Source organism: Acidaminococcus fermentans DSM 20731 (assembly GCF_000025305.1).
GTDB classification, from domain to species: Bacteria; Bacillota; Negativicutes; order Acidaminococcales; family Acidaminococcaceae; genus Acidaminococcus; species Acidaminococcus fermentans.
Map to the genome: position 1 here is coordinate 1,592,393 of NC_013740.1, position 12,680 is coordinate 1,605,072.

10 protein-coding genes are annotated in these 12,680 nt (G+C 59.5%); all 10 read right to left on the minus strand.

The window, feature by feature from the left end; translation table 11 throughout:
* Positions 1–5 precede the first annotated feature (5 nt).
* The 10 genes from ACFER_RS07330 to ACFER_RS07375 all read right to left on the minus strand — a co-directional run bounded on the left by ACFER_RS07330 (position 6) and on the right by ACFER_RS07375 (position 12,673).
* A complete protein-coding gene (locus tag ACFER_RS07330) occupies positions 6–3,176 on the minus strand; it encodes a hypothetical protein (protein WP_012938784.1) in 3,171 nt (1,056 codons plus the stop codon).
* Positions 3,177–3,397: 221 nt separating this feature from the next.
* Positions 3,398–4,789: a sensor domain-containing diguanylate cyclase gene (locus tag ACFER_RS07335; RefSeq protein ID WP_012938785.1), complete on the minus strand. Its 1,392-nt coding sequence runs from the start codon at positions 4,787–4,789 to the stop codon at positions 3,398–3,400.
* Between the two features lie 126 nt (positions 4,790–4,915).
* The gene (locus ACFER_RS07340; RefSeq protein ID WP_012938786.1) at positions 4,916–5,518 is read right to left on the minus strand and encodes a nitroreductase family protein; all 603 of its coding nucleotides are present in this window, start codon (positions 5,516–5,518) and stop codon (positions 4,916–4,918) included.
* 225 nt (positions 5,519–5,743) lie between these two features.
* The gene (gene galU, locus ACFER_RS07345; RefSeq protein WP_012938787.1) at positions 5,744–6,622 is read right to left on the minus strand and encodes a UTP--glucose-1-phosphate uridylyltransferase GalU; all 879 of its coding nucleotides are present in this window, start codon (positions 6,620–6,622) and stop codon (positions 5,744–5,746) included.
* Positions 6,619–7,248 carry an aminoacyl-tRNA hydrolase gene (gene pth / locus ACFER_RS07350; RefSeq protein WP_012938788.1) on the minus strand — a complete coding sequence of 210 codons (630 nt, stop codon included), beginning with the start codon at positions 7,246–7,248 and terminating at the stop codon, positions 6,619–6,621. Before pth ends, galU begins: the two co-directional genes overlap by 4 nt.
* 68 nt (positions 7,249–7,316) lie before the next feature.
* Entirely contained in the window at positions 7,317–8,282 is a 966-nt protein-coding gene (locus ACFER_RS07355) for a ribose-phosphate diphosphokinase (RefSeq protein WP_012938789.1), read from the minus strand.
* A 218-nt stretch (positions 8,283–8,500) separates the two neighbouring features.
* The gene (glmU, locus tag ACFER_RS07360; RefSeq protein ID WP_012938790.1) at positions 8,501–9,874 is read right to left on the minus strand and encodes a bifunctional UDP-N-acetylglucosamine diphosphorylase/glucosamine-1-phosphate N-acetyltransferase GlmU; all 1,374 of its coding nucleotides are present in this window, start codon (positions 9,872–9,874) and stop codon (positions 8,501–8,503) included.
* 21 nt (positions 9,875–9,895) lie between these two features.
* Positions 9,896–11,107 (minus strand): threonine ammonia-lyase, encoded by a 1,212-nt coding sequence (gene ilvA / locus ACFER_RS07365; protein WP_012938791.1) that lies wholly within the window; start codon positions 11,105–11,107, stop codon positions 9,896–9,898.
* Positions 11,108–11,144: 37 nt separating this feature from the next.
* Complete coding sequence (gene purR / locus ACFER_RS07370; RefSeq protein WP_012938792.1) at positions 11,145–11,957, minus strand: pur operon repressor; 813 nt, start codon at positions 11,955–11,957, stop codon at positions 11,145–11,147.
* On the minus strand, positions 11,957–12,673 hold the full coding sequence (locus ACFER_RS07375) for a GntR family transcriptional regulator (protein ID WP_012938793.1): 717 nt from the start codon (positions 12,671–12,673) through the stop codon (positions 11,957–11,959). The genes purR and ACFER_RS07375 overlap by 1 nt, the downstream gene beginning before the upstream one ends.
* Positions 12,674–12,680: the final 7 nt, after the last annotated feature.

A 12,680-nucleotide genomic window follows, 5' to 3' on the forward strand; every position in this document is an offset into this window, starting at 1 on the left:
CCATCTTAATGGAAGAACTGGAAGAACTTCATCCGGCGGTTCCCCCACTGGAGGATCTGGTCCAGGAGAGCCGCACTCTGGACCATCCGGTTGCCTGCACAGTCGTCCCGGAACTGGATCAGCCATTTTTCGTATTCCGCCCCGTTGCCGCTGAGTTTCGGCAGGATCTTCTGGGCCACCGCCCAGTCCAGGGCGATGATCCCGGGCCGGATGTGGTCTTCCGATTCCATGAGCCGGGAAGCCACCTTCCAGTACCGGCGGATGGCCAGTTCGATCCGCATGCTCAGGTAGATGTTCTGTTCCGCCAGACGGGCCCGGATCCGGTCGTATACATTCTGTTCCACCCCCGTCAGCTGGCAGCTTTCCCGGTGGGCCACGTCAAAGAGGCTCTTCAGCTGGCTCCAGGACAGCAGCTGGATCTCGCCCTGGCTGAGCCCCGGCTGGATCTCCGGCACCACATCGCTGTGGGGCAGGGTGACGATCCAGGCCCGGTCGATGAGCCGGGGAGACAGGGTCTCGGTGGTGTGGTCGTTGTTGATGGTGGCCAGGAAATGGAGGGTCTCCGGCAGCTGGAACCGGTGGTTGTGGCCCAGGCTCAGGGTGTGCTCCCCATCCCAGTCATCGCACACGTTCATGAAGTCCGCCCAGTAGTATTCCATGGGGGACAGATTGGCTTCGTCCAGCAGGATGTAATAGGGATACTGGCGGACGCCGTGGGTCTTTTCCCAGTCCAGCAGCCGCAGCCCGTCATACACCTCCCGGTTGCTTTCCTCGAAGGTCCGGGTAAGGGGGTTGTAGTACCCGATCAGGTCCCGTTTGGAGGTCCAGCCCCGTTCCACGGACACGGGCACATACCGGTTGGCGGTGCTCATAATGTCCTGGGGGCCGGTTTTCCGGTCGAACTGGGTCAGCCCCAGCACCTTCCCCAGCAGGTTGCAGAAAGAGGTCTTGCCGCTGCCCGGGGCCCCGGAGAATACCGTCAGGAACCCCTGGTGAGTGCAGATCAGCAGGTTCAGGATCAGGTTCCGGCTGTACTGGGGCCGTTCCTTCTGGATGGCGGTGACCAGGTAGTCCAGGGCCTTCCGGCTGCTGGTGCCGGAAGCGGGCAGGCCGTTGATCCGTTCCCCCAGTTCTTCCAGGGACCGGGGCTGGGCCTGCCGGATCTTCCGCTGCTCCGCCTGGGCCAGGGCCTTCCGGGTGCGGGAAGGCAGCCCTTTGGCACTGCCCAGTTCCTGCCAGATATCCGGATACCGTTCCAGCAGCCGGGTGATGAAATCCTGGCTCCACCGTTTGTCCCCATTGTCCAGCAGCTGCCGGTAAAGGAAAGCGCTTACCTGGGCATAGTCTTCCCGGGCAGCCTCATCCCCTTCCAGGATGGCTTCCAGCCGTTCCAGCCGTCCTTTCCGGATTCCCGAGGGCAGGTCGGTGAACAGCCGGGTCTTTTCCCGTTCCAGGAAGCTTTTCAGCACCGCCGGCTTCACCAGGTCCCCTTCCTCCACCTGGACGCTTTTCACCAGGCTCCGGACCAGCACTTCGTCGGGCACCCGGTCCACCAGCTGGGAAGGAGACCCGGGTACCCGGTGCCAGAACACCCATTCCGTCTTTTCCTGCCGGCTGGCCCAGGTTCCTTCCGCCGGGAAGAAGGTCACTTTCTGCCAGGCTTCCGGGGGGCAGGCGGTGAGCAGGTACTGGTTTTCCGGCACATCGCTCTGGATGAAGCAGCCGAAGCGGATGTTCTTCTGGACCTCATAGGGCCCGGCGATCCAGCCATCCCGGAGCTGGAGCAGCAGCTGTTTCCCGGCAAAGAGCCCCGGTTCCTGGAGCCGCAGCACCGTATCCATAGAAAGGGGATCCAAGAGACGGCTTTCCGGCACCAGTTCGTAGATCCCCTCCTCATAGGGGAACCGGAGACGGCCGTTTTTCAGGGCATCGATGCAGAACACCCGGTAGGCGGTGGACCGGAGATTCCCCTGGCTGTCCTTGTTTTCCGCCAGGGAATGGGGTCCCAGGTCCAGGAACACAATGTCGTTTTCGTGGAAATGTTCCTCCATGTATTTCTGGTCGCTGTGGAGACTGTACCACAGGTTGATGTTCTTGTACTGTTCCGCCCGGGGGATCAGGCCGTCGATCTCTTCCGGGGTCAGGGCCCGGTAGGTCCCCTGTTCCCACACCCCCATGGGGGTGAAGTTGTAGAAGCTGTCCACAATGTTGATCCGGCCCACATAGGTGGTGAGAGGTTCCTCTTCCGGTTCTTCCGGAGCCGGTTCCCCCGGGGCGGCTTCCCGGGTTTCCGGTTTCTCCGGTACCGGCCGGGCCGGTGCTTCCGGAGCAGGGGCCGGTGCAGCAGGCTCCGCAGGTGCTTCCGGGGCCGGGGGTTCCGCCTCTTTCGGGGCTTTGGGCGTTTCCGCCTCCTTCAGGGCTTCCGGCTGCGCTTCTTCTTCCGGAGCCGGTTCCGGGGCGGCGTTCTTCTTTCCCCGTCCGTTCCGGTTCCGGGCCCCCTTGTCCCGGTTTCGGCCGTTCCGGGCTTTCCGGGGCTGTTCCGCCGGGGCCTCTTCCCGGCTCTCTTCCGGTTCTCCCCCGGATTCTTTGTCCTCTTTGGGTTCTTTGGTGTTTTGGGCTTCCCGGGCTTCCTTTTCCTTTTTCTTCAGCAGGGATTCCGCCTGGTGCTGCTTTCCTTCCGGATAGGGCATTTCCATCACTTCCAGTACCATCCACAGGGCATTGGGCCGGAAGGGCTGCTTTTTCTTCAGGCAGATCCGTTCATATTTCAGCAGCAGGTCCGCCATGGCTTCCGGAGTATATTTGCAGACCTTTTTGATGGCTTCCATGTCCTTCCCCACAAGCTGCTCCAGCACCTTGCAGACCTGGCCCAGGAAGGCCTGGTAGGTAAAGAGGGCAATGTCCCGGTAGATTTTATCCCCTTCCTTGTACAGTTCCACGGCAAAGGGAACGATTTTCTCCCGGACCCGGGGAGACCGCTTGTCCAGTTTCCCCAGCTGGATGATGTATTTCCGGTATTTCCGGCTGTTCCCCTTCATGGGTTTCAGCAGCACTTCCACCGGGGTGGTGTCATAGATCATCTGCAGGTACCGGTCGCTGATCTGGGTCAGCCTTTTTTCAGAAATGGGCAGGGAGGATGCAGAAATATGGGATTTCTGGTTTTTCGGTGATTTCATGATGGCCTCCAAATAAAAATAAGATATAAGAGTACTTTGACAAATAAAGAAAAATAAAAAGAAAAGCCAACGCCTCTCCAAGCGCGGCTTTTCTTATTATACCCGTGAATATGGGGCGGGGTCAATGGATTTGCGCCGGACAATTGCCGCAGGGGCGGGCTCCCCGGCGTGGAGCCCCTACGGTGTCGCAATGGATCAGCCGACCCACGCCGTCCCGCTCTTCATTCTGCACTCTGTGCTGCGTCCTGCCCGTGTCTTCTCCGGTCGTGTTTCCGGTAATAGGCGGCTTTGTCCTGGTACATGGCCTGGTCCACTTCCCGGAGGGCCTGGTGGATGGTGGCGGAATCCTCCAGCCACAGGATCCCCAGGGCCATGGAAAGATCCGTCCGGTTGTCCAGGTTCCGGCGGAGCCGGTCCACCTGCCGGGCAAAATCCTCCTGCCCCATGCCCTGGGCCAGCACCAGGAATTCGTCCCCGCCTTCCCGGTAAATCCACTTCCGGGAAAAACTGTCCTCCAGGGCCCCCACCGCCCGGCGGATCAGGTCGTCTCCGGCCCAGTGGCCGTACCGGTCGTTGGTGGCCTTCAGACCGTTCACATCCCCGTAGACGATACCCACGGAAATGCGTTTTTTCTCCAGGCAGGCGGTCTTCCGTTCCAGGGCGTTCCGGTTCCACACCCCGGTGAGGGAATCGAACCGGCTCAGCCGGTACAGTTCTTCCATCAGCTGGTGATTGGTCACCTTGGCCCCCAGGAAATAGGAGAGAGTCTCCATGATTTCCCGGGTGTTCAGCAGGTCATTGACCTCATAATTGTCCGCTCCCAGGTAGCCCACCAGCTGGCCTTCGTGGTAGAAAGGCGCCGCCAGCAGCCGGTGGATTCCCTGGCGTTTCAGGTTTTCGTAGTCGATGGGGTCGTCCGCTTTCAGCATCTCGATGTCTTCGATCAGCACGCAGGAAGATTTTTCCAGGAATTTTTCCCAGCCCCCGATGTAATCCTGGTAGTCCAGGTGCTGGAGGGTCTCCAGCTCCGGTTTGATCCCCGGAGCGCACCATTCAAAGGAGTTGGTCACGGTCTTCCGGTCCGTTTCCAGGATGTACAGCCGGTCCGGATGGATCACTTCACTGAGGGCTTCCAGGGCATGGTCCAGGGATTCCGCGTAGTCCTCCCCGTTGTTCAGGATCTTGGAGATTTGCAGAATCACGTCATCGGTGTCCCGGCCCCGGCGGATGGCTTCCTTTTCTGCCCGGTCCCGGTCTGCGACCATGAACACAAAGGCCACCCAGTCCGGATGGGCCAGGGGTTTCACGGCAAAATCCAGCCAGTGGCCGATGGCTTCCTCAAAGTACCGGTTCCGGATTTCCACCCGTTCCGTCACCGCTTTGTGGCAGCAGTCCATCCACAGGGCGTTCCCCTGGGGGTAGACTTCATAGAACAGCCGGCCCAGCAGCTCTTCCGGCTCCTTCCCCGCCACCTGGCAGTACCGCTGGTTCACAAACACATACCGGGCATTCTGGGCGCTGTCCCCCGATTCTCCCGGGATCACCTGGAACACCGCATAAGCGGCCGGTATATCCCGGTAGAAGTCCAGCGCCTTCCGTCCCGTATCGTCCATAACTAACCTTCCCTTCTGAACTGTCTATCTGACAAGTCAAATAGACAGTCAGCTTCTCTGATAAATATATTTTCATTATACCATAAAAAAGGTTTGCTGCACATGCGGTACAGCAAACCTTTTTCTTTACTTCCTCACCCACACCCGTTCCTGCACAGGCAGTTTCTCGATGGGTTTGGGATCAGCGGTGGGTTCCCCGAAGGGCATCTGGGCCACCAGAGTCCAGCTTTCCGGCACCTCAAAGGCCTCCTTGATGGCGGCGTCGATGATGGGGTTGTAGTGCTGGATATTCACCCCCAGCCCCAGGTCCGTGAGAGCCGTCCAAAGGGCGAACTGGAGCATGCCGTTGCCCTGGCTGGCCCATACCGGGAAGTTGGCCGCATAGCCCGGGAACTGTTCCTGGAGCTTTTTCACCGTGTCCGTTTCCTCAAAATACAGCAGGGTGCCATAGGCGGCGGCGAACCCCTTCACCTTGGCTTCCGTGGGGGCAAATTTGTCTGCCGGCACGATTTTCCGCAGGGTGTCCATGACGATCTCCCACACCTTGTCATGGTACTGTCCCAGAGCCACGATCACCCGTCCGCTCTGCATGTTGAAGGCGGAAGGCACTTCCCGGGTCACCTTTTCCACCGTGTCGATGATGGTCTCTTCCGTCACCGGGATGTTCCGTCCCAGGGCATAATTGGTCCGCCGGTGGGCCACTGCTTCATAAAAATTCCGTTCCGTCATGATGGTCATCTCCTTAACTGTTATTTTGTGAAATACATTTCATGAAGATAGTATACCATATGGGTGGGAAAAAGGGAAGAGGATGCAGGCCTGGCGGCCCGTTCCACCTGTGAACAAACGGCGAGCTGGCGGGCTCCCCGGCGTGGAGCCCCTACGGTGCCGCAATAGTCATAGGGGGCGTTCCACCCGATGGAAAAACCGTAGGGGCCGCAGGCCCGGCGGCCCTTATTCCTTCCCTGCCAGTTCCTTCAGATATTCCCGGAACGCCGGGCCCAGGTCATCCCGCCGGAGGGCAAATTCCACCGTGGCTTTCAGGTAGCCCAGCTTGTCCCCGGTGTCGTACCGTTTCCCTTCGAAATTGTAGGCGTAGACGTTTTCGTTGTGGGCCATCACCCGCAGGGCATCGGTGAGCTGGATCTCCCCGCCTTTGCCGGGCCGGGTCTGTTCCAGCACGTCGAACACATCCGGGGTGATCACGTACCGTCCCAGGGCGGCGAACCGGCTGGGGGCCTCTTCCACGCTGGGTTTTTCCACCATATCCTTCACCTTCAGCAGGTTGTGGTCATCGGTTTCCTCCCCGTCGATGATTCCGTAGGCGGACACCTGTTCCGGCTTCACCACCTGGCATCCGATCACCGTGCCCCCGGTTTTGTCATACTGGTCCATGAGCTGCTTCAGGGCCGGTTCTCCCTGGCCGTTGTACACCACATCGTCCCCCAGGATCACCCCGAAAGGTTCCCCGTCGATGAAGTCCTTGGCGCAGAGGATGGCGTCCCCCAGGCCCCGCTGGTATTTCTGGCGCACATAATGGATTTTGATGCTGGAAATGGCCCGCACCTGCTTCAGCAGCTCCATCTTGCCGCTTTCGTACAGATGCTCTTCCAGTTCCGGGGAGCTGTCGAAATGGTCCTCGATGGCCCGTTTGGCATGGCCGGAGATGATCAGGATCTGTTCGATGCCGCTCTGGAGGATTTCTTCCACAATGTACTGGATGGTGGGTTTGTCCACAATGGGCAGCATTTCCTTGGGCATGGCTTTGGTTTCCGGCAGGAACCGGGTACCGAACCCGGCGGCCGGGATCACGGCTTTACGGACTTTCATCATTGGGCATTCTCCTTTGCTTCTTCACTGGGAACTTTTTCCGTTTTGGGCTTTTTGGGGGCTTTTTTGTTGAACTGCTGCATCAGTTCTCCCACCGCCGCCCCTTTCATCCAGGCTTCCACCGCATCGGCGGCCTGGTCCAGGGCTTCCTGGACCTTTTCCTTATCCTCCCGCTGGAAGGGATGGAGCACATGGCTGATCACCGCCTGTTCCTGGTGCACCGGGTGGCCGATGCCCACCTTGATCCGGGGATAGGCCTGGCTGCCCAGGGCCCGCTCAATGGATTTCAGGCCGTTGTGGCCGCCGGAAGACCCTTTCCGGCGGATCCGCAGGGTCCCCACCGGCAGGTCCATGTCGTCCTGGATCACCAGCACGTCTTCCGGAGGGATGTGATAGAAGTTGGCGAAATCCGCCACCGCCACTCCGCTGTTGTTCATATAGGTGGTGGGTTTGATCACCCAGCATTTTTCCGGCATGCGCTTTTCCAGGTAGAAGGCGTTGTCCGCCTTCCGCCAGGCCTCCGTGTCCCCCCAGCGCTCTGCCAGAAGGTCCGCGGTCATAAAGCCGATATTGTGCCGGGTGCCGGCATATTCCCGCCCGATGTTTCCCAGGGCAACCACTAGTTTCATTGTTTATTCTCTCCTATAAATGGAAAAGGGGGTGTTGCACACAAAGTGCAGCACCCTCTTTCCCTCCCTCAGATCTGGAACAGCTGGCTGATGGACAGCTGGTTGTAAATCCGCAGGATGGTCTCTGCCAGGATCGGAGCCACAGAAAGCTGGGTAATCTTCGGATGCTTTTTGTTGGGCGGCAGAGGAATCGTGTTGGTCACGATCAGTTCCTTGATTTCGGACTGGGCAATGCGGCTCAGTGCCGGATCCGTCAGGATGGGATGGGTTACGCAGGCGTAGATGTCCTTGGCGCCGAATTTCTTCAGAGCCTTGGCCCCTTCGCACAGGGAACCGGCGGTATCCACAATGTCATCCACCATGATGCAGATCTTGCCTTCCACGTTGCCGATCAGGTTCATGACTTCCGCCACACCCGGTTCAGGCCGTCTCTTGTCGATGATGGCCAGGCCGCATTCCAGACGGTTGGCAATGTTCCGGGCACGGCTGACCCCGCCCAGATCCGGAGAAATGACCACCATGTCTTCCGGAGCGAAGCCTTTTTCCTTCACATAGTCGGCCAGGATCGGGCCGCCGGGCATATGGTCCACCGGGATATCAAAGAAGCCCTGGATCTGGGCAGCGTGGAGATCCACGGTCACCAGACGGGTAATCCCGGATACGGTCATCAGGTCCGCCATCAGTTTGGCAGTGATGGGTTCCCGGCCCCGGGCCTTTCTGTCCTGACGGGCATAGCCATAGAAAGGAACCACTGCGGTAATATGCCGTGCGCTGGCTCTCTTGAAGGCATCGCACATGATCAGCAGTTCCATCACGTTGTCGTTGACAGCCGGTCCGCAGGTGGGCTGTACCACAAATACATCCTTGCCCCGGACACTTTCATTGATCATGACCTGGACTTCTCCGTTGTTGAACCGGTTGATCACCGCATCCCCCACCGTCGTCCCCAGATAGGCCGCAATTTCACGAGCCAGATCAGGGTTGGCATTGCCGGAGAAAATCGCCATGTCTTCGCCTGTTTTATCACCCAACATACAATTAATACCCCCACTGCTTTATAATGTAATTCTATTAAAAAGTATACAACTCATTGGGGATTGTGGCAAGGGGTTAAAAAAGGGGGGTGAAAAATTCACCCCCGTTGCGGGCCCCGGGTCACGGGTCGCGAGCCTGGACGTTTAAACCGTTTTGCAAAAATTGATTTCCATTGACCATTGACAGCCAAATAAAAAAGGGGCCTTTGGCTCCTTTTTTATTTCCTGTTCCTGTACTTCTCCGCCCAGCCAGGGATGTTCACCTGTTTTCCCCGGGCCACGCCCAAGGCGTTTTCCGGCACGTCCTTGGTGATGGTGGATCCGGCGGCGATGTAGCTGCCCTTTCCGATGGTCACCGGCGCCACCAGGTTGCTGTTGCAGCCCACGAAGGCGTCGTCCTCGATCACCGTCCGGTGCTTCACCTTCCCGTCGTAGTTCACGGTGATGGTGCCGCAGCCCATGTTCACCCCGCTGCCGATGTCGCTGTCCCCGATGTACTGGAGATGGGGCAGCTTGGTGCCCACCCCCACACTGGAGTTCTTCACTTCCACGAAGTTCCCCATCTTCACCTTGTCCCCGATCACCGTGTTGGGCCGCAGATGGTCATAGGGCCCCATGTGGACCCCGCTGCCCACCTGGCAGTCATGGGCATAGGCGAACTGGATGTGGGTGTCATTGCCTACCTTCACATTGGTGAACCGGACCTGGGGACCCACTTCGCAGTCTTCCCCGATTTCCGTTTCCCCTTCCAGCCAGGTGAAGGGATACAGCACCGTATCCCGGCCCACCTTCACGCCTTTTTCCACAAAGGTGCTGGCCGGATCCATCACGGTGATCCCTTCGTCCATGAGTTTCCCCACGATCCGGGCGTTCATCACCTGCTGGGCCACCGCCAGCTGCCGGCGGGAGTTGATCCCCATTACCATGTCAAAATCCCCGGTCTTGATGCCGGCCACGGTCCGGCCCCGTTTCAGGCATTCCGCCAGGATGTCCGTCAGGTAGTATTCTCCCTGGGCATTGTCGTTCTTCAGGTTCACCAGCAGGTCGAACAGCAATGGCAGTTCCACGCAGTAGATGCCCGTGTTGATTTCCCGGATCTCCCGCTGCAGCGGGGTGGCGTCCTTTTCCTCCACGATCCCGGTCACCTGGCCGGCATCATCCCGGAGGATCCGGCCGTAGCCGAAGGGATCCGGTGCTTCCGCGGTGAGCACGCTGACCCCGGCGCCGCTCTTTACATGGGTTTCGTAGAACTTCTTCAGTTCCGCCCCTTCCAGGAGAGGGGTATCCCCGCAAAGGATCAGGGCCGTGCCCTTTTCATCCCCCAGAAGGTCCCGGGCCTGGAGCACCGCATGGCCGGTGCCCAGCTGTTCTTCCTGCACCGCTACCCGGGCCCGGGTGCCCAGGAATTCCGTCACCTGTTCGGACCCGAAGCCCACGATCACGATCTTGTCATCGGCCCCGGCTTCGTCCGCCGCGTCCAGCACATGTTCCAACATGGGTTTCCCGCTCAGTTTGTGCAGCACCTTGGGGAGTTTGGATTTCATCCGGGTCCCCTTCCCTGCTGCCAGGATAATTGCCGCCAAATCAGACATTCTTCCTTGCCTCCTAAAAAATTACCGCATTTCGATTTTATAGCCCGCCTTGCGCAGGGTATCCGCCACTTCCTTGGCGTGCTGCGCGTTCCGGGTCTCCACATCCAGTTCCACCCGGGTCACCCCCAGGGGTACGGACCGGTCCGCCCGGTCGTGGTTGATGTAGAGGATGTTGATCTTCATTTCCTCCAGATAGCTGACGAACTTCAGCAGTTCCCCGGGCCGGTCCACCATCCAGGTCACCATCTTCACCCGGCGTCCCGTGCGCACCAGCCCCCGTTCGATGATCTGGGAGATGGTGTTCACGTCGATGTTCCCGCCGCTGATCACCGCCGCCGCCCGGTCACTGCCCGGCACGATGTGGTGGAGCAGGGCGGCCAGAGGAGCAGCCCCGGCCCCTTCCACCACCATCTTGCCCCGTTCCAGCATCAGCAGCATGGCGGCGCAGATATCTTCCTCATTCACCAGCAGCATATCGTCCACATACTGGTTGATCAGCTTCCAGGTGAGCTTCCCGGGGATCCCCACGGCGATCCCGTCCGCAATGGTCTTGCCCACCCCGTGGGTCACCCATTTGTTTTCCTTCTTGCTCAGGTACATGGCCGGCGCCTGTTCCGTCTGGACCCCATACACCTTCACCTTGGGGTTCACCTGCTTCACCGCCGCCGCGATCCCTGCCAGGAGGCCGCCGCCCCCCACCGGCACCACGATGCTTTCGATGTAGGGATTCTGTTCCAGGATCTCCAGACCGATGGTCCCCTGGCCGGCGATCACCGCCGGGTCGTCATAGGGATGGACAAAATAGGCCCCGGTTTCCTTCTGGATCTCCTGGGCCTTGGCCAGGGATTCGTCGAAGGTCTTCCCGTACAGCACCACTTCCGCCCCGTAGCCCTTAGTGGCTTCTGCCTTGGCCAGGGGGGCCCCTTCCGGCATCACCACCGTGGATTTGCAGTGGGCCATCCGGCTGCCCAGGGCCACCCCCTGGGCATGGTTCCCGGCGGAGGCGGCGATGATCCCCTTTGCCTTCTGTTCCTCGCTGAGGGTCATAATGCAGTTGGAAGCCCCCCGTACCTTGAAGGACCCGGTGCGCTGGAGATTTTCCAGCTTCAGGTACACCTCCCGCTCGCTGATGGTGCTGAAGGTGTGGTTCCGTTCCAGAGGGGTCTTGTGGACCAGTTTTTCCAGCCGCTCCTGGGCGGCCCGGATGGTCTCCAAAGGGATCATTTCAGTCATTGGGTCATCTCTCCTTCTATTTGTCTGGTTTGTGGGATTACAGCATTTCCGGCACGATGCTGATGGCCTTTGTTTCCGCGTCCACCCCCTGGAGGGTCATCAGGGACGCATATTCGTTGATGATCTTCTTTTCCGGTTCCCTGCTGGCGATGAACAGGTAGGTGCCCACCACTTCGGCCCCCACTTCCTCCGCCAGTTCCTGCATGCCCCGGGCGGTGCCCCCGGCCCGCATGAAATCGTCCACCACCAGTACCTTGCTCTTGGGAGGCAGGGCCTTCCGGGGCAGGCTCATGGTCTGGATCTTTTTGCTGGAGCCGCTTACATAGCTGATGGAAACCGCCGGGCCTTCGGTGATCCGTGCTTCCTTCCGGGCCATCACCATGGGGATGTTGAAGGCACGGGCGGTGGCCAGGGCCAGGGAGATCCCCTTGGCTTCCACGGTCATGATGTAGTCCGGCTGGAGTTCCAGGGTCCGCTGCATGATGATCTCGCCCAGACGGAAAGAGATCTGGGGATCGAACAGCAGGTCGTTCATGTAGATCATCCCCCCGGGCAGCAGCCGGGACGGGTCGTTCAGCTTCTTGGCCAGGGTCCAGAGGAATTCATTGTCCGCTTCCGGAGAATGGTAGGGAATGAACCGGACTCCGCCGCTGGCCCCCGCCACCGTCTCGATGATCCCCAGGTCGTAGGTGGACAGCCCGTTCCGCACGGTCTGGACATCTTCACTGAGAGTGCTTTTGGCCACGGTGAATTTTTCACAGAAATAGCTGAAAGGGAACAGCTGGAAAGGATGGTCGTTCAGTTCCTTGGTCAGCGCCACAATGCGTTCCAGTCTCTTGATTCTCGCCATTATGCATTCCCCTCTTTCTTTTCAGCCGCTTCCTTCTCCTTCTCCTGGGCTTCGATCACCTTCAGGAGGGTCCGTTCCGCGTTTTCCATATGGGTCCGTACCGCCTTCTGGGCCTTGTCCACACTGCGCTGGGCAATGGCGTCATAGATGGCCTGGTGCTCCCGGATCATGTCGTCCAGACGGCCCGGATAGGGCATGGACCGTCCCCGGATGGCGGTGATCTGTTCCCGCAGGTTGCTGATGATGTTCATGCACCGGCGGTTCCGGCTGGCCTTGTAGATGATGTCATGGAAGGCGGTATCGTTTTCGATGATCCGGGGATAGTCCTTGGCCGCCACCAGCGGCTTGTCCGCATCCAGCAGAGTCTTCATTTCCCTGATTTCGTCATCCCCGATCCGTTCCGCCGCCAGGCCGGCTGCCAGCACATCCAGGGCCGTCCGGATCTCATACACTTCGTTGATGTCCTTGATGGAAATGTCCGCCACATAAGCGCCCCGCCGGGGGATCATCACCACCAGCCCTTCCAGTTCCATTTTCCGGATGGCTTCCCGGACGGGAGTCCGGCTGACCCCCATCTCCTCCGCCAGCTGGAGTTCCATCAGCCGCATGCCCGCCGGGAACTGGCCGCTGATGATGGCCTGACGGATATTGTCCACCACCACATCCCGCAAAGGTCTGTAACTGTCCAAAGGGATCTGTTTCAAATGCTGCACCATGATTCGT